Origin of the sequence: Paenibacillus xanthanilyticus, from assembly GCF_042682185.1 — a bacterium.
In the GTDB taxonomy this organism is placed as follows: domain Bacteria; phylum Bacillota; class Bacilli; order Paenibacillales; family Paenibacillaceae; genus Paenibacillus_Z; species Paenibacillus_Z xanthanilyticus.
In genome coordinates this window covers 3,316,729-3,334,583 of record NZ_JBHUHA010000002.1, presented here as the reverse complement: position 1 = coordinate 3,334,583, position 17,855 = coordinate 3,316,729, and the positions used below count along the sequence as shown (strand labels likewise).

Here is a 17,855-nt window from a genome sequence, read left to right as displayed (position 1 = left end):
ACTATACCCCTGTAGGGTATAAATTCGAGCTAAATGTAGGAGCCGCCTCTTCCGAGGCCAGCTCCCTATGCCAAGCCGGTTACACCACGTCGTAACCTTGATCCTCAATCGCTTCCTTGATCGCGCTAAGCGACACTTTCGACGCGTCGAATTCGACGGTGACGGATTTGCCGGCCAGATCGACCTTCGCTTCCGCGTTGCCCAGCTTCTTCACGGCGCCCTCGACCGAGCTTACGCAATGTCCGCAGGACATGCCTTCCACTTTCAACGTTTCTCGCTGCATCGTACAGCCCTCCGCTTCCTTATTTCATTAATTTCTTCACGGTAATGAGCAGCTCGTCGATAACGTCGTCGTCGCCTGCTTGAATCCGCTCGATGACGCAGCTCTTCATGTGTCCTTCCAGCAGCAGCTTGCCGACGCTGTTGAGCGCCGATTGAATAGCCGCGATCTGGTTCAGCACATCGTCGCAATAGGCATCCCGGTCGATCAAGCCTTTCACGCCGCGAATTTGTCCTTCGATCCGATTCAGGCGCGAGATCAAATTCGACTTCGTTTTGTCCGAATGATGGCTCTTGCGCTCGCCGCCGGAGGCGTGGTCGCACGATTCGTGCCCGCATTCCGCAGTGACTGTGTGGTTATCTTCCATGTTCATAGCATGCTCACCTCGTGAATCAAATATACAATACCCCCCATGGGTATGTCAACGGGCGAAATGAACTTTTTCAAGCCTCTTCCTTTACGCTGTCCGATCTCCGCCCCGGTTATGTATATGGATGCTGCCAACCGGTTATTCGCCGTGCATTAGCGATGCTTTAGACAACCACCTTCTCGAATCTCGCCAAGATACACGTCTATCTCGCCCTATCCGTACGCCGACGAAAGCAGGTAGGAGAACCGGCAAGCCGCATCTCCTACCTGCTTTCGTTCTATAAGGGCTGATGCATAGCGGAAAGACGATCCCCGGTACTCCTTAGGGGTATATCATACGACCCCGCTGCCCGCCGGCCGATTCACTTCTTGCTAAAATGAAAACGGCTGGCCAGGTCCAGTCCGACTAGCCTATCCATTCTAAGCCGCCTGTCAGTCGTGACAAATTGGGACTCAGAAAAATAATAGTTGACAAATTCAAAAATGTATGGTATAATTAAATATTTTATTTACAAGGTAACTTTTTACCGCTATCCTTATAGTCTGAGAACATTCATTCCGACTATTGGAGGCGATTATAATGGTTCATTCCAATCCAGTCACCATGCTCACCCTCACCGCTCATTTGCTCGGCGAAGAGCGCACGATTCACCCCGTATTGCTTCGAGACGGCGATTCCGCCGCGCTCGTCGACGCCGGGTACCCCGGCCAGCTGCCGCTTCTGGAGGAAGCGCTCCGGGACGCCGGCGTATCGCTCGAACAGTTAACCGCGGTCATCGTTACTCATCAAGATATCGATCATATCGGCGGGCTGCCTGGACTGCTGCAGGCCGCGCCGCAGCCGCTCGAGGTGCTGGCCCATCCGTTCGAACAGCCGTTCATCGAAGGGAAGCAGATGCTGCTTAAGTTCAGCGGCGACGCCCTGAAAGACATCGACAGTTGGCCGGAAGCGATGAGCGCGCCCTTCAAAAGGCTGATCGCCAATATGCCTCGAGCGGACGTTACCCGGCTGCTGACCGGCGGCGAGACGCTCCCCTATGGCGGCGGAGTCACCGTCATCCCTACACCTGGCCATACGCCAGGTCACATTAGTTTATATCATCCCGCCAGTAAAACACTGATCGCCGTCGACGCCCTGATAATTGAAGACGGAGAGCTTCAGATTTCCCCGCCGGCTCTCACATGGGATATGCAAGCCGCCATCCAGTCCGTCCGCGAGCTGTGCCGCTACGAGATCGAGACCGTCATCTGCTACCACGGCGGCTTGTACGCCGGCAATGCAGCCGAGCGCCTAAGGGAGCTGGCTATGCTGACTGCACAATAACCCCACCTTGCCGACCATCCAACCTTTAACAAATCTAAAGGGAACGAAACGCCTTCGCGTCCGGCCCGTATGCTACAATAGCAATGCACACCACTCATGGGATAACCAAGGAGGAACGGGTAGATGTTTGGAAAAGTAGCTGCCGATATGCTCGGCCTTAGCGATGTAGGCGCGGTCATTCGCCCCGAGAACTACGACAAGGTGGATGCGGACGATTACGTCTTCCACGAAGACAACGAGAAAATTTTCTTCCTGATTAAGTCCAAGGCGGACGAATATTGCTTCACGAACCTGGCTCTTATCCATCTGAACGGCACGAGCGCGATGAGCAAAAAGCGGACGCTGGAGCGTTATCCGTACGTCACGCACCGCATCTCCAACGTCACGCTGGAGACGGCCGGCACGGTCGACCTTGACGTGGAGATCAAATTCACGATCGGCAGCACGACGCTCTCGATCGACGTTCATAAGAAGCATATCGAAGAAGTGAAGGACCTGTACAAGGCGCTGCTTCGCATCGCCGAGATTACGCACGAGAACGAAATCACGCTCGATTTCGCCCGCCAAAGCCTGGACATGGCCGCATCGACGGTCAGCAACATTCAGAAGGCCGACATCAACGTCGCCGAGCAGTTTAACGCGATTAACCAATCCGCGTTCGACTGGCTGTCCGCGGCGCAGAAACAATACAAGGTGAAAGACTACACGCACGTGTTCGAGCGGTATATTAACCGTTAATCACGCGAATGACCGCGTTCCTTTCGGACGCGGTCTTTTTTGTGGCCATACGCCTCGCGCGGCCGTCACTTCCACAGCGTCACGACGAGCACGCCGGCCATCGACGCGGCGAAAGCGGCGATAAAGAAATACCCGAATATGCGGACAGGACCCGGCATCGCCTGCCAATCGACCGGGCGCGGCGGTCCGCCGCCTTCGATCCGTTGGCTCTCCCGCAGCTGCTCCCACGCCGGCGCGTCGTCCAGCAGCCGTTGTTCGACTTGCTCGGCCGGCTGCGTTTGATGCAAAGAGGAACGTTCCATCCCGTTGATTTCGCCTCCTCGAACCCTGTTCTCACCGATTGTATACCTTATTTTACCATACCCCTTTGCATTTAAAACCTTCGTGCTTACAGATGCCTGATCCGGAAGCGTCTGCACATAAGCCGCCGTAATCCTCTCGCGCCGACGGGGCATCCTATCTAGGGAAGGAGATGATTCGCATGACGGAATCGCACCGTCTCTTCGTCGCGGTCTCGCTGCCCAAGCCGGTCAAAACAGGCATCGCCAATTGGTCCGCACCGCTTGCGCGCGAGCTGCCTTTTCGCAAATGGACGCATCCCGAGGATCTCCATATCACGCTGCAGTTCCTCGGCAACACGGAGACCGACCGCTATGAGCAAATTTCCCGCAAGCTGGCGGCTGCGGCGGCCGGATCCGAAGGCACCGCGCTGGCGTTAACGGTCGCTTCGCTCGGCACCTTCGGCCGCCCCGCATCGCCGGCTATTCTATGGGCCGGGATTGGCGGGGAGGGCGCCGAGGCGCTGCACGAGATTCAGCGCCGCGTGGCAGACGCCATGAAGAGCATCGGCTTCGCGCCCGACAATCGGCCTTTCCACCCGCATTTGACCGTCGCGCGTGAGTATCGGGGCGAGGCGCCGATGAAGCAGGATGCCATTGAGAGGTACGGCGCCCCCGTCGACCCGCTCGGCCGTCCGTTCGCTTGGGAAGCCGCCGATATCGTGCTCTATCGCAGCCATCTGAACCGCAAGCCGATGTACGAGCCGCTGACCCGCTTTTCGCTTGGACAGTAACCCCATCCCGTAACCCGCTCATCAGGTTTGTACCGGGTGACTCACCCTCGGCACGCGCAGCAAGGCAGCGCGTTCGCGGCCGGTAGCCCAGCGCCTCGCGAGAACGCACGAAAGGCCGATTCCGCCATTACGGCGCGAATCGGCCTTCCTGTTCCCTACTTCGGATTCACTTTCACGGCCGCCTGCTTGCCGCTTACCTGGATGCCGCTCTCGCGCGTGCCGTAAGCGGACAATTCCTTGGTCAACCGCTCTAGCAGCTCGCGCGCTTGCTGCCCTTCCTTGCTGCCGGAGAGCTTCACGACGAGCTGTACGGCATTGCCGGACGCGAGCAGCTTCTCGGCCTGCCGCTTCTTCGTGTCGTAGTCGTGCTCCTCGATATGAGGCGTCAAGCGCAGCTCCTTCACCTTCAAGCCCTGCTCCTGCCGGCGTTCGGCCTGCTTGTCCTTCTGCGCCTGCTGCTTGGCGGCGCCTGCGCCGACCAGCTTGCACGGCGGCGGACTGCTCATCAGCGACGTGCATACCAAATCAACCTTCAGCTTCTTGGCCAGCGCCAACGCTTCCTCGCGCGGCACGACGCCGAGATCCTCCCCGTCCACGCCGGTGAGATGCACCTCCGACGCTTTGATTTTCTCGTTCATAATTAGCATGTAGCCTGTCCTCCAGCGGTTTTGTTCTTATTATGAACGATAGCCGCCGCCCAGTCGAGGTCGAGGATGCGCCGGCCTATACCGCAATAGCATTAGGACGAAATATTCCTTATTCGAACGTAAGCGTTCATCGTGATCCTATTGATGGCTTACCTCATAATCATAAACCGCGGATATTAAGATCATTGTCGATACGATCAGCGCAAATAAGACCATGATAATCGTCATTATGATGTCATCCTCCTCAATTTGCATGCGTGGGATCGTTCGTCGTCAAAAACAGCACCCACTAAGGATATACACCTTTTTGGGCTACTATGTATATGATCTACATCACAGTCCCCGTATCAGCAACGTGCGTCTGTTGGTTGGATCGCGAATACCCTGCTGCCGCGCTTCGACTCAGGAGCAGCATAAGGACATTATCGCGTTCTTCCGTCAAGACGCACTTCGGCATTCGGTCGCCCATATGGTATAATAGGAGGAACGAAGGCTCTCGGACGGGCAGCCTCGCCCGTGCTTAACCTCATAACTAATTTAAGGAAAGCGGAGTGAATCGGATGGCCAATACGTACACCTACAGCCGCCGGGAAGAAGTCGCCAACGCCGTCACCCACGGCATCGGCGCGCTTCTGAGCGTCGCGGCGCTCGTGCTGCTCATCGTCTACGCCAGCCTGCACGGCACGGCTTGGCATGTCGTCAGCTTTACCATTTTCGGCTCCACCATGCTGCTGCTGTATACCTCGTCCACCCTTGTGCACAGTTTCCCGGAAGGACGCTTGAAAGACTTCTTCGAGATCATGGACCACTCGTCCATTTACTTGTTCATCGCCGGGACCTATACCCCTATTCTGTTCGGCATTCTGCGCGGTCCGCTCGGCTGGACGCTGTTCGGACTCGTCTGGGGCATCGCGCTTGTCGGCGTCGTGTTCAAATCCTTTTTCACCAAGCGATTCCTGTTCACGTCCACGCTCTTCTACATTCTGATGGGCTGGCTGATCGTGTTCGCTTGGGGTCCGCTCACTGCCAGCCTGCCGGCAGGCGGATTGAATTTACTCATCGCGGGCGGGATTTGCTACACGGTCGGCACGATCTTCTACGTCTGGCGCGGCTTCCCGTACCACCATGCGGTCTGGCATCTGTTCGTACTGGCCGGCTCCGCGCTGCACTTTTTCTCGGTGCTGTTGTATATGCTGCCCCGCGTTTAGCCTGCAGGCTCGCGAATCCGATGTTTTTCGCAACGAACAAACCCGTTCGCCGCCGCAAGGCGATGAACGGGTTTGTCGTCGTTGCCGAACCGAATGGTTGACGAAACGAAGCCGGTGTCCAGCAGGTCAGCGACTACCCGGAACGACAGGCAACCGGGCGGCCGCCGCCCCCTCCGGCGCAGGCAGCGGCATATGCAGCGTAAACCGGCTGCCTCGCCCTTCCTCGCTGGCCACCTCGATCCGGCCGCCGAGCATATGGGCGAACCGCTGCGAGATCGCAAGCCCCAGCCCACTGCCTCCGTAAAGCCGGCTCGTCGAGCCGTCCGCTTGGCGGAACGCTTCGAAAATATAGGCCTGCTTATCCGCCGCGATGCCGATCCCGGTGTCCTCCACCGCGAACACGACCTCCCGCACGCCCGCCTGGCCATGAATCAGCCCCGCCAGGCCGACGGTCAGCCGAACTTCGCCGGATTCCGTAAATTTCAACGCGTTCGCCAGCAAGTTTTGCAAAATTTGGTACAGCCGTCTGCCGTCCGTCCGGAGGAACTCGGGCACGGCGTCCTCTACCCGGGTTGCGAAAGCGAGCCCCTTCTGCCCGGCGAGCGAACCGAACACGTATTCCAGCTGCTGCACGATTTCGGCGATGCTCTGCACGTCGAATTCCAGCTCCATGCGGCCGGCGTCGACGCGGGACAAATCCAGCACGTCGTTGATCATCGACAGCAGCTGCTCGCCCGATGACCGGATGATGCCCGCATATCGGACCTCCTCCGGGCTAAAACGCGCCTCCGCGTTCTCCTCCAGCAGCTGCGAGAACACAATCATGGAATTGAGGGGCGTGCGCAGCTCGTGCGACATGTTGGCCAGGAAATCGGTCTTGTACTGCGAGGAGCGCCGAAGCTGCTCGTTGGTATCCTCCAGCGCAAGCTTGGCCAGCGCAAGCTCCGAACTCCGTTCCTCGGCGATCCGATATTGATCGCGGAGCTTGGCATTGGCCTGCTCTAGCGCCTCCTTGCGACCGGCCTCCACGATGAACTCCCGCAGGACGAAGACGAACAGGAAGCCGTAGCTCAAGCTGAGCGCATAAGTCGGAGGCACCACGTCCGACAGATACTCCATCGTCGGCATCACCCCGAACACGGACAGGAACAAGACGTTCCACGTGTTCATGGCCAGGATGACGGCCGTCATCCGTTTGGCGAACGAGAATCGCTTCGACTCCAACAATTGCATCAGCGCCGCGAGCAATACGCCCATCAGCGACAAGTTCACAAAGCCGACCCAAGCGGCTGCTTGAAGACCAAAGGTCAGTCGGGCCAGTCCGATGCCTACGCCGATCATCACGATCGACAGGCGACTTCGCACGAACATCGGAGCTACGATTAGCGGAAGAATCCGCATATCCAGCCGCACTGATTCCGAGAGCTGGACGCCGTAATGCATCGCCCCCCAGCCGGCGAATATCGCCAGCGCAATGAACAACACTTCCTTCGTCCGCGCGGAACAGCGGAAGATCGCGTATTTATACACGAGACTCGCCATATACATGAGAAACAGCATCAAGCTGATGTTGACGAAAAATGAACTCACGAACCCGGATGAGCTTGGCATCGCGGCAAGTTTCCTCTCCTTGTTAGATGATGGTATTAGTATACTACACGAGTCCACGTCGCTGCAGAGCATCATCCGATCATCCACTCCGCAATTCATGTCATATTTCTTGACCCACCCTTGACATGAAATCTAGTTTGGATTATTATGACATCAATCACGGCAAACTGAATAATTTTTTTCGTATAACCTTAATGATCGGATTAAGGGTCTCTACTTAGAAACCGTAAATTTCTAGCTACGAAGAAATATGCTCGCCAGCGTATTTTTTCGTGGCTTTTTTCGTGCCCGCTGGCCGGGAGCCGCTCATTAAAGGAGGAACCGCCCATGTCCAAATTGCTGATTAAGAACGCGCAGATCGTCACGATGAACAAAGCGGAGGAGATTATGCACGGCGATATCCTGATCGAGAACGACCGCATCGCCGCCATGGGTCCGAACCTCGATTCCGGTCCCGTCGACCGCGTTATCGATGCCGCGAACCGCACCGTTATTCCCGGCTTCGTCCAGACCCACATCCACCTCTGCCAGACGCTGTTCCGCGGCAAAGGGGACGACCTGGAGCTGATGGACTGGCTGCGCAAACGCATATGGCCGCTCGAGGCGGCGCACGACGAAGAATCGCTTTATTACTCCGCGATGCTCGGCATCGGCGAACTGATTGCCAGCGGCACCACGACGATCGTCGACATGGAGACCGTTCACCATACCGATTCGGCCTTCCAAGCGATTGCGAAAAGCGGCATCCGCGCCCTCTCGGGCAAAGTGATGATGGATCGCAAGAGCAGCGACATCCCCGCCGAGCTGCAAGAGGAGACGGCCGACTCCATTCAAGAGAGCGTCGATCTGCTGGAGAAGTGGCACGGACACGACAACGGCCGCATTCAATACGCCTTCTCCCCGCGCTTTGTCATCTCCTGCACGGAGCAGCTGCTGACGGAAGTGCGTGACCTGTCTGCTTCTTATAACGTGAAGGTGCATACGCACGCATCCGAGAACAAAGGCGAGATCGAGATCGTGCAGGCGGAGACCGGCATGCGCAACGTCGTCTATCTCGATCACATTGGACTCGCCAACGAACGGCTTATCCTCGCCCACGCGATCTGGCTGGACGCCGAGGAGAAGCGCATCCTTCGGGAGCGCGGCGTACACGTCAGCCATTGCCCGGGCTCCAACCTGAAGCTCGCTTCCGGCATTGCGGAGACGCCCGAGCTGCTGCACGCGCACGTCTCCGTCAGCTTGGGCGCGGACGGCGCGCCGTGCAACAACAACCTGGACATGTTCAACGAAATGCGCTTGGCCGCCCTTATTCAAAAGCCGGCGCACGGCCCGACCGCGATGGACGCGCGCACCGTATTCCGGATGGCGACGATCGGCGGCGCACGCGCGGTCGGCCTCGCGGATCAGATCGGCAGCCTCGAGGTCGGCAAGAAGGCGGATCTCGCCATTTTGAACCTGTACAACTTCCACACGTTCCCTTCGTTCGACGTCGACCCGATCTCGCGCATCGTCTACTCCGCGACGCGCGCCGACGTCGAGACGACGATCATCGACGGCAAAGTCGTCATGCACCAAGGCATCATGGCTACCGTCGACAAGGAGATTGTGCTGCGTGAGTCGGACCGTGCCATCAAGCGGCTGCTCAGTCGGACGTCGATCGCCTGATGATTCTTTCGCCGCAAGGCATTGCGGCTGCCAGGTGGGACTGAGATATCGTTTATCCTTGTCCGGTCCGCTATGTCAAAAAAGCCGCTGTCGGTTGCCCGACAGCGGCTTTCGCCTTTACTGCTTATGTGACGGCATTATCGCCGCTCTATTGTCTAGAACTTGAACTCCCCGATGATCGCCTTCAGCTCGCCGGAAAGATCCTGCAGCCGATCGGCCAGTTCGACCAGATTATTACTGACGCCAAGCTGCTCGCTGCCAAGCGACGCCACTTCCTCCGAGGAAGCCGACGACTGCTGGGCGACGGCGCTGACGCCGCTCATCGTCTCGGACAGCTGACGCTGCGTCTGCTCCAGCTCCTGGACCGAGGACGTCACTTCCGTCAGCTTCGCGGAGAGACCGCTCATGCGCTCCTGCACGCTGCCGAAGATCACGTCCGCCTCCTGCACGGATACCGCCTGCTGATGGAACATCGGATATACCTCGGAGAGCGACGACACCGCTTCGCCGACCTCTTGCTGAATTTGCTTGGCCATCTTGCTGACCGTCTGAATCGATGTCTTGGACTGCTCGGCCAGCTTGCGAATCTCGCCCGCCACGACCATGAAGCCGCGACCGGCCTCGCCCGCGCGGGACGCTTCGATCGTCGCGTTGAGCGAGAGGACGTTCGTCTGCTTCGTAATATCGTTCAGCAGCACCGAGATCTGGTCGACCGCCTTCGCGCTGTCGCCGAGCTTGCCGACCTTCTCGACGAGCGAACGCGTCATCTCCTCGGTCTTGTCCGTCTGCACGATCAGCACCTTCATCGCGTCGGTGCCGCGTGCGCTGGCTGCCCGCGCTTCCTCGGCGGAGGCTCCCATCTCGTCGTTGGCGCGGATCGTCCGCACGACGCGTTCGTTGATCGCGTCGGTCAGCGATTGGCCGCGCTCCGCTTCGATCGCGAGCGTGGACGCGCCGCCGGCGATTTCTTCGGTTGCCGTGGAAATTTCCTTGGCGGCCTGCGCGGTCCGCTTCGACGCCTCGGCCAGCTCCTGCGCGGTCTTCAGCACATGCATCGCCGAATCGTTCGTGCGCGTCACCAGCTTCGTGATATTCTCCATCATGACGTTAAAGCTGATGCCAAGACGCCCGATCTCATCCCGGCCTTTAATATCGGAGCGAACCGTCAGATTGCCTTGCTCGCCCTCGTTCATCAGCATGCTGAGCTGCACGAGCGGACGCGCGACCTTGTGCACGATGAACCAGCCGATGCCGATGGCCAGCACCGCCGCGAGCACCGCCATGATCGCGACGAAGTTGAAGATCTTGTCCGCTTGCGCGACCAATTCCTCCGCGCTGAAGCTGCCGACGACCGTCCACCCTTCCACCGACGACAGGGTTTGGTAGAGCACGATCATCTCTTCGCCCTGGACCTTGTCGTGGAAGGAACCGGCGACCTCTTTCGCCTTCGGCATCTCGATATCGGCGCGCTTGCCGACCTCCGCCAGATCGGTCGAGGTGATGACCATCATATCTTCGCGAACGATGCGCTTCAGCCCGCCGGTCTCGCCGAGCTTCACGTCCAGCTGCTTGGCCAGCGCTTCCGCCTTCATCTCCAGCTGGATAACGTACAGATCGGAGCTCGTGGACGGGTTCTTGATCAGACGCGTCATCGTGACGACCGGCACCTCGCCGTTCTTCGAGGCGCTCCACGCCATCTTATCTTTGTTCTTGAGCGCGGACATGAACCAATTCTCGCCCGCGACGTATTTCACATTATTGGTCGTGTCGCCCATATGCAGGAATTGATTGCCCTGCAGCGTATAGAGCGAGACGCCCAGCACATCCCCATCCGAGAGCAGACGCTCCTGCAGACGCTGCTTCAGCACGAGGCCGGCGGCCATGCGCTGCGCATCCCCTTTGGCCGCGATCATGCCTTGCGCTTGCTGGATGATGTCCGATTCCATCAGAATGGACGAGACGAGCGATTCATACCGCATCAGCGTCGCGTCGACCTTGTCGCCGGTCAGCATAATGCTCTGCTGGCTGGCGGAGGATACGTTGTCCTCCAGCATGTTCTTCGCGATCGAATACGAGAATGCCCCGACGACGAGCACGAAGGCGACGATCGCGACGAAAATCGTCGTGAACAGCTTAAAGCCGACCGAGTGCAAAAACTTCAGCCCGCCTTTGAACTCCACGTTCTTGATCTTCTCGCCCACGTTCGCCTCTTTCCACTTGCGGGCCGCCGCGCGCACGAGCGGACGCGCCTTCGCCGAGGCTTTGTTCCCCCATGATTTTAGCATCTTCAACTGCTTACTTGCGTTAAGCCGCTCCTTCAGCCGCAATTTCGCCACCCCATCCTTTACTCATCATCATGCCTGGCTAAGCAGTGTCTTCCCCACTTCACTTATGTCACAAAACTTAACATACCAAAATCGTATGTCGATACAAGAAAATTGTCAACCTATGACTATGTATGTCGAATTAGGCACTTTCGACTATTATTCTATCATGAAATCAACCTTTAAATAAGCATATAGGAATATAATGGCTACATTTTTTTGCAAAAAAAAACCCTCGACCGCGGGTAGTCGCGTTCGAGGGTGAATGGGTTGGTTGCGGATTCGAGCGGTTATTTCGCAGGCGTAGGAGCAGGCGTCGCTTTTCCCGCCTCTTGGACGGCATCGGTCTCCTGATGCGGCTTCACCTTGCGAATGAAGAAGGCCAGCACGAGCGCGGCAATCGTAATCCAGGTCGCGACGACGAAGGAGTGGTTGATGCCGTCTACCGTCGCCTGCTGAACGATCGCGCCCATTTTGACTTTGTCCGTCTGATCCACTTGGCCGGCGATGACGAGCTCTTTCACCCGTTCGGCGGCATGGTTGGACATGATCGTCACCAGCAGCGCCGTGCCGAGCGCGCCCGCCACGTTGCGGAGCGTCTGCGACATCGCCGATCCATGCGCGTTCAGCCGCGCCGGCAGCTGGTTCATGCCCGCCGTCTGAATCGGCATCATCAGCATCGACATGCCGAACATGCGGGCCGTGTACAAGAAGAGCATGTGGTTGTATGTCGTGTCGACCGTCAGCTTGCTCAATTCGTACGTCGTGATCGTCGTGATGATCAGACCGACGACCGCCAGCCAGCGCGCGCCGATTTTATCGAAAATAATGCCGGTGATCGGCGACATGATGCCCATCAGAATCGCGCCCGGCAGCAGCAGCAAGCCGGATTCGAGCGGCGTGAAGCCGCGGATCGTCTGCAGGTAGATCGGCAGCAGGATCATGCCCGAGAACATCGCCATCGTGATGATGACGTTAATGACCGTCGTCAGGGAGAACATGCTGTAAGAGAATACGCGGATCTCCAGGAGCGGCTTATCGACCGTGAGCTCGCGCCAGACGAACAACGCCAGCGAGATGACGCCCACGATGAGACAGGTCAGCACGACCGCGCTATCCCAGCCGTCTTTGCCGGCGTCGCTGAAGCCGTACAGCAGGCCGCCGAAGCCGAGCGTCGACAGAATGACGCCGAGCGTATCGAGCTTCGAGTCGCCGTTGCGCGTCACGTTCTTCATCGAGATCGCGCCGTAGATGAGCGCGAACAGCGAAAGCGGCAGCACGATGTAGAAGAGGACGCGCCACGAATAGTGCTCGACGACCCAACCGGACAGCGTCGGACCTATCGCGGGGGCGAAGATCATCGCAAGTCCCATCATGCCCATCGCCTTGCCGCGCTCTTCGACCGGGAAGATGGTCAGGAACACGATCGACATCAGCGGCATCAGAATACCGGCGCCCGCCGCTTGCACGAGACGACCGGCCAGCAGCATCTCAAAGCCTGGCGCGATCGCGCAAAGAATCGTGCCGATCACGAATAAGGCAACCGAGGTGACAAATAATTTCCGCGTCGTAAATTTACTAATTAGATAAGCGCTGACCGGGATCAGAACGCCGTTGACGAGCATATAGCCGTTGGACAGCCATTGCACCGTATTGGCGCTGACGTTCAGGTCTTCCATGATTTTCGGAAGCGCGACGTTCAGCAGCGTTTGCGCGAGCAGGGCGACGAAAGCCCCGATCAGCAGGGAGGCCACGATCGGTCCCTTGCGCAGCGTTTGCGTTACAGCTTGACTCATGTTTGTTCCCTCTCTCACTCTCTATTTAATGTATGGCAGGGTGAACCGGCTGCGCCAAGGCCTGGCGGCGGAGCGTCAGCCTCTGCCTCTATTCGGCCGCGCGCGCGTTCGCTTGCGAAGCGTTCGGCTCACGATCCAGCAGCAATGTGAAGATCCGGCATAGATGCTCGATATCCTCGTCGTTCAACCGATCGAAAATCGTCTCGAGCGCGTCCTGCTGCCGATTCTTGATCCCCTCCACGAACCGGCGCCCCTCATCCGTGATTGCAAGCAGGGCTACCCGCCGATCCTGGCCGTCGCGCGTCCGCGTAACATACCGCTTTTCCATGAGCCGATCGGCCAATCCCGTTACCGCACCCGGCGTGACGCCGAGTGACACCGCCAAGTCGGCCGACTTCCCCGGCCCTTCGGCATATAACGCATAGAGCATGCGGAACTGCGAGATGGACAAGTCATGCTCCATCGTCTCTTTCCACTCCTGCGTCGCTTTTTTCATGAAACATTTGAATAGTGCAGGTAACTCCAGCAATCGGGCATTCGCCTGCATCGGCTTTCACCTTCTTTTCATTTACACCTCAATTGTTTAGTTCTAAAACTTTAGCTCTAAAACATTTAGTAATATACCTTATTTCCTTGCTGCAGGTCAATGGAAAATTTGCAAATCCGGAAGAATCCTTTTTTAGATTACCCTTGCCATTCCGCGCTGATTCACCTTCACCTTACCGAGATACTCGCGAATAAGGTCCGTCCGTGGCCCATTTGACATGACAAAAAGACCCACGTCGCCGTGGGTCTCTCTTCATGTACCTCAGCCGGCGAACGGGTCTTCCCGCCCTACGCCGAGGTTGTTGCCTCTTCCCTCTTGCTACAGCACTTTGGACAAGAATGCCCGTGTGCGCTCCTGCTTCGGCCGCTCGAAAATGTCCGCCGGCGATCCCATCTCGACGATGCCGCCCTGCTCCATGAAGACGACGCGATCCGCGACTTCCCGGGCGAAGCCCATCTCGTGCGTCACGACGACCATCGTCATGCCTTCCTTCGCCAGCTGCTTCATGACCGCCAGCACTTCCCCGACCATCTCGGGGTCGAGCGCGGAGGTCGGCTCGTCGAACAGCATGATCTTCGGCTCCATCGCCAGCGCCCGCGCGATCGCGACCCGCTGCGATTGGCCCCCGGAGAGCGATGCCGGAAAAGCGCCTGCCTTCTCCGCAAGTCCGACCTTGCCGAGCAGTTCCATCGCCTTGGCCTTTGCTTGTTCCGGATTCTGCTTTCTCACTTTAATAGGGGAAAGCGTAATGTTGTCAAGAACCGTCAAATGCGGGAACAGATTGAACTGTTGAAACACCATTCCGACTTCGGTCCGAATGTCGGTGAGCTTCGTCGCCTTGTCCATGAGCGATCGGCCTTCGATCCGAATATCCCCGCTCTGCGCGGTCTCCAGCCCGTTCAGGCAGCGGAGCAGCGTCGATTTGCCGGATCCGGACGGACCGATCACGACCATGACCTCGCCTTCTTGCACGTTCACGCTGACGTTCTCCAGGACGACGTTCGGGCCGTAAGCTTTTCTCAGCTGGCTTACTTCAATAACAGCCGCCATGCGTTACACCTTCCTCTCTACGTAGCTGAGCACCTTGCCGAGCACGTACGTCAGGATGAAGTAGATGAGCGCCGCCGCCAAATACGGCTCCCATACGCGGGAGTATTGCGCCGCCATCGCCTTGCTCCAATACATGATCTCGGGCGCCGTAATGACCGCCACGAGCGACGAATCCTTGATCAGCGTAATGAACTCGTTGCTGAACGCCGGGACCATTCGCCGGATCGCCTGCGGCAGGATGACCAGCCGCATCGCCTGCGCGTGCGTCATGCCGAGCGAATACGCTGCCTCGGACTGCCCGCGATCGATCGATTGGATGCCAGCCCGGTAAATTTCCGCCGTGTAAGCGGCTGCATTCAACGCCAGCGCAACGATGGCCGCGATGATCGCGTCCGTGGTGTCCAGAATCAGCGGCACGAGGCCGTAATAGACGAGGAAGATTTGTACCAGCAGCGGCGTGCCCCGGAAGAAGTTGATGTAGATGCTGGCGGGATAATTGAAATACCAGCGCGCGGACATTTTGCCCAGACTGATGATGAGGCCGAGAATCGAACCGATGACGATCCCCGCAAGGGAGATGCCGATCGTGTACAAGGTTCCTTTCATAAGAAGCGGTAAGTAATCTAGAATGATATCGAACCTAAAATCCATGTATGTCGTCCTTTCTGCTTAATCTCCCGGTCTTTCGACCGTGAACGCAAACCAATGCGCTTTCCCAAACAAAAAGCATGCGTGTCGCTGCCGCTTGACGCATGCTCCCGATACCCAATGCTTCTATCCTACTTCGCCTCTTCGTGCTTCTTCAGCTCGGCGAGCAGATTCGTCGTGTCCGGCTCTTCGCCGAACCAGGTTTTGTATACTTCGGCGTATTTGCCGTTCTCGATAACCGCCTTCACGGCCGGATCGAGCTTCGCCTTCAGCTCGCTGCCCTTCGGAAGCAGGATGCCGTAATATTCGGAGGCGAACGAGGAATCCGTCACGCTCTCATATTTCTTGTCCGGGTTGTTCTTCAGATATTCCTGCACGATCGCGATGTCCGCGACGACCGCGTCCGCCCCGCCTTGGTCCATATCCATGAACGCCAGCGTGTTGCTCTCGAACCGCTTCAGCTTCGTGTTGCCATTGCCCATGATGCCGGTCATAATCTCGTCGGCCGTCGTGGAGATCTGCACCGCGACCGTCTTATCCTTCAGATCTTGGGCAGACGTGATGCCGCTGCCTTCTTTGACGAGGATCATGTTCGTCGATTCGAAATAAGGCAGGGTGAAATCATAAGTCTCTTGGCGTTTGTCTGTAATCGTCACGGCCGAGATCGCGCCGTCGTAATCTTTGCCCTGCTGTACGCTGCCGAGCATCGTCTCCCACGCGACGTTCTTCACTTCATACTTCAGGCCCGCTTCTTCCATGACGGCCTTCAGGAAGTCGATGTCGAAACCGACCAGGTCTTCTTTATCCATGTACTCCATCGGCGCATAGGAAGCATCGCTGGCGATCACGTAGGTCTTCGCGTCTTCGCCGCCGCCGCTATTGGCCGCATTGTTCGTGCTTTCGTCATTCTTCGAGCCACACGCTGCCAAAATAACGACAAGTAACGCAAGAATTGACAATAACTTCAAATTCTTCATACGAACACCCTTTACTATTTGATGGATTTATCAAAATAGTAACAGGAATCTGACAGGTATACAATGCAAGATTTGCAAAAATGTTAGTTAACATAACATACTCGACGGCGGGTCAACTCTCTACTCGGTTTCGACCGTTTGCTTTGGCCAAATAAAGCGCCTTGTCCGCCCGCGCGAGAAGCGCTTCGCCGACCGCGTCGTCGCCGACGCTCAGCTGCGCCGCGCCAAAGCTCATCGTCAGCGAATAGGGGGGCAGCGACTGCTCGATCACGGCCAAGCGCAGCCGCTCGGCCTCCTCGATGGCCGCCTGGCGGTCGCAGCCGGGCAGCAGGATGCAGAACTCTTCTCCGCCGTAACGAAAAGCAAAGCGGCTGCCCGCCTCGGGGCCCTGCAGTACGCGAGCCGTATGCCGCAGCACCCGATCGCCCTCCAAGTGGCCGAATCGATCGTTGAACTGCTTGAAGTGGTCGATATCGCATAACAATAAGCTGAGCGGCATGCCGCTGGACAGCGCGGCCTCGGCCATCGCGGCCAGATGCGCGTCCAGCTGCCGCCGGTTCGGGATGCCGGTCAGGCCGTCCAACTGGGCGAGCTCCTCGATTTTGCCGAATTTCAGCTTTAGTTCCATGCGCATCCCGTCGATGCCGGCGATCAGCCGGTGAAGATCGTCCCGCTCCTTGCGGTCCGGCAGCCGCTCGTCGAACTTGCGATCGGCGAACCTGCGCACCGCTTCGGACAGCTCGTGAAGCACGGTCGTATCCCGATGGAGCTTACCCGCCAGCAGCATAATTAGCAGCACGATAATCATCACTGCGCCGATCCCGAACAACAACAGCTTGATCCCGATGCTGCGCTGAAGGCCGACGAAGGCGGCCTCCTTCTCCTCTTGCAGCACGCCTACCGCAAAATCGATTTTCCACCGGAACTCGTCGAACAGCTGTCTGCCTTCCTCCAGCTGCGCCGTCGTCGCGTTATGGCCCAGCCGTTTGGCGGTAATCTGTTTTTCCGCGTAATCGTGCCAGTACAACCCTTGCTTGATCGCTTCCTGGATCGCGACCGAAGCTTTCAGATAGGTATCGCCCTCCACATCCATCACGGCGATGAGCCGGTAGAACTCCAGCGTTCCTGTCTCGTACGGCTCGAGGAAGGCATCCTCGCCCGTCAGCTCGAATCCGCGCTGGCCGGTCTCCTGATCGATCAAGGAGGAGCGCAGCTTATCCAGATGCTGCGTATAGCGGTGCAGTCCCCCTTGCGCGCGGACGGATTCTTTGAAATCCTGGTTGATCCAGTACAAGCCCATCGACACGAGCAAAATGAGCAGCAATCCCCCCGTCAGCACCGCGATGTAGATGCTGCGGCCGAACCGGTGCTTCGGTATGTACACTCGGCTAAACATCGGCTCCTCCCTTCCCGTTCGCTCCCGCTGGTCATGTGTCGGGTTAGTTTCCGCGCACGAGGCTGCGCTTGAGACCATGGTTGAATACGTTTTCGACGCAAGGGCGGGGTTTCCTCTTGTTCGTTCCGCTCCTCCCAGGAAGGCGGAGAAGCCGCATGCCCGTCTCTTTACCCGATCGCGCTATTCTTTCCCTTCAAGCCTTT

At 57.8% G+C, this 17,855-nt stretch carries 17 protein-coding genes and 1 riboswitch; of the genes, 5 read left to right on the top strand and 12 right to left on the bottom strand.

Annotated features, from left to right (window positions below):
* Positions 1–79 precede the first annotated feature (79 nt).
* Together copZ and ACFSKT_RS32190 are read right to left on the bottom strand one after the other, a co-directional pair.
* Complete coding sequence (gene copZ, locus ACFSKT_RS32195; RefSeq protein WP_377718819.1) at positions 80–283, bottom strand: copper chaperone CopZ; 204 nt, start codon at positions 281–283, stop codon at positions 80–82.
* A gap of 19 nt (positions 284–302) precedes the next feature.
* Positions 303–647, bottom strand: coding sequence for a metal-sensitive transcriptional regulator (locus ACFSKT_RS32190; RefSeq protein ID WP_377718865.1), 345 nt, complete (start codon positions 645–647; stop codon positions 303–305).
* Between the two features lie 582 nt (positions 648–1,229).
* On the opposite strand from ACFSKT_RS32190, the gene ACFSKT_RS32185 reads away from it, so the two are divergent.
* On the top strand, positions 1,230–1,973 hold the full coding sequence (locus ACFSKT_RS32185) for an MBL fold metallo-hydrolase (protein WP_377718820.1): 744 nt from the start codon (positions 1,230–1,232) through the stop codon (positions 1,971–1,973).
* Positions 1,974–2,096: 123 nt separating this feature from the next.
* A complete protein-coding gene (locus ACFSKT_RS32180) occupies positions 2,097–2,711 on the top strand; it encodes a PH domain-containing protein (protein ID WP_377718821.1) in 615 nt (204 codons plus the stop codon).
* A 65-nt stretch (positions 2,712–2,776) separates the two neighbouring features.
* On the opposite strand, the gene ACFSKT_RS32175 is transcribed toward ACFSKT_RS32180, so the two are convergent.
* Positions 2,777–3,013: a hypothetical protein gene (locus tag ACFSKT_RS32175; RefSeq protein ID WP_377718822.1), complete on the bottom strand. Its 237-nt coding sequence runs from the start codon at positions 3,011–3,013 to the stop codon at positions 2,777–2,779.
* Between the two features lie 179 nt (positions 3,014–3,192).
* Between ACFSKT_RS32175 and thpR the strand changes: the two genes are divergently transcribed.
* Entirely contained in the window at positions 3,193–3,783 is a 591-nt protein-coding gene (gene thpR / locus ACFSKT_RS32170) for an RNA 2',3'-cyclic phosphodiesterase (protein WP_377718823.1), read from the top strand.
* Positions 3,784–3,938: 155 nt separating this feature from the next.
* Here thpR and infC read toward each other — a convergent pair whose 3' ends face one another.
* Positions 3,939–4,430: a translation initiation factor IF-3 gene (gene infC / locus ACFSKT_RS32165; RefSeq protein ID WP_377718824.1), complete on the bottom strand. Its 492-nt coding sequence runs from the start codon at positions 4,428–4,430 to the stop codon at positions 3,939–3,941.
* 560 nt (positions 4,431–4,990) lie between these two features.
* Between infC and trhA the strand changes: the two genes are divergently transcribed.
* Entirely contained in the window at positions 4,991–5,638 is a 648-nt protein-coding gene (gene trhA, locus ACFSKT_RS32160; protein WP_377718825.1) for a PAQR family membrane homeostasis protein TrhA, read from the top strand.
* Positions 5,639–5,764: 126 nt separating this feature from the next.
* Here trhA and ACFSKT_RS32155 read toward each other — a convergent pair whose 3' ends face one another.
* On the bottom strand, positions 5,765–7,249 hold the full coding sequence (locus ACFSKT_RS32155; protein ID WP_377718826.1) for a sensor histidine kinase: 1,485 nt from the start codon (positions 7,247–7,249) through the stop codon (positions 5,765–5,767).
* A 161-nt stretch (positions 7,250–7,410) separates the two neighbouring features.
* A riboswitch (purine riboswitch) is annotated at positions 7,411–7,510 on the top strand.
* A gap of 66 nt (positions 7,511–7,576) precedes the next feature.
* Between ACFSKT_RS32155 and ACFSKT_RS32150 the strand changes: the two genes are divergently transcribed.
* Positions 7,577–8,914, top strand: coding sequence for a 5'-deoxyadenosine deaminase (locus ACFSKT_RS32150; protein ID WP_377718827.1), 1,338 nt, complete (start codon positions 7,577–7,579; stop codon positions 8,912–8,914).
* A 155-nt stretch (positions 8,915–9,069) separates the two neighbouring features.
* Here ACFSKT_RS32150 and ACFSKT_RS32145 read toward each other — a convergent pair whose 3' ends face one another.
* The 7 genes from ACFSKT_RS32145 to ACFSKT_RS32115 all read right to left on the bottom strand — a co-directional run bounded on the left by ACFSKT_RS32145 (position 9,070) and on the right by ACFSKT_RS32115 (position 17,652).
* Positions 9,070–11,250, bottom strand: coding sequence for a methyl-accepting chemotaxis protein (locus ACFSKT_RS32145; protein ID WP_377718828.1), 2,181 nt, complete (start codon positions 11,248–11,250; stop codon positions 9,070–9,072).
* 278 nt (positions 11,251–11,528) lie between these two features.
* A complete protein-coding gene (locus ACFSKT_RS32140) occupies positions 11,529–13,034 on the bottom strand; it encodes a DHA2 family efflux MFS transporter permease subunit (RefSeq protein WP_377718829.1) in 1,506 nt (501 codons plus the stop codon).
* 88 nt (positions 13,035–13,122) lie between these two features.
* Positions 13,123–13,497: a MarR family winged helix-turn-helix transcriptional regulator gene (locus ACFSKT_RS32135; RefSeq protein ID WP_377776383.1), complete on the bottom strand. Its 375-nt coding sequence runs from the start codon at positions 13,495–13,497 to the stop codon at positions 13,123–13,125.
* A 402-nt stretch (positions 13,498–13,899) separates the two neighbouring features.
* A complete protein-coding gene (locus ACFSKT_RS32130; RefSeq protein WP_377718831.1) occupies positions 13,900–14,631 on the bottom strand; it encodes an amino acid ABC transporter ATP-binding protein in 732 nt (243 codons plus the stop codon).
* A 3-nt stretch (positions 14,632–14,634) separates the two neighbouring features.
* Entirely contained in the window at positions 14,635–15,282 is a 648-nt protein-coding gene (locus ACFSKT_RS32125) for an amino acid ABC transporter permease (protein ID WP_377718832.1), read from the bottom strand.
* A gap of 128 nt (positions 15,283–15,410) precedes the next feature.
* Positions 15,411–16,256: a basic amino acid ABC transporter substrate-binding protein gene (locus ACFSKT_RS32120; protein WP_377718833.1), complete on the bottom strand. Its 846-nt coding sequence runs from the start codon at positions 16,254–16,256 to the stop codon at positions 15,411–15,413.
* A gap of 112 nt (positions 16,257–16,368) precedes the next feature.
* A complete protein-coding gene (locus tag ACFSKT_RS32115) occupies positions 16,369–17,652 on the bottom strand; it encodes a sensor domain-containing diguanylate cyclase (protein ID WP_377718834.1) in 1,284 nt (427 codons plus the stop codon).
* Positions 17,653–17,855: the final 203 nt, after the last annotated feature.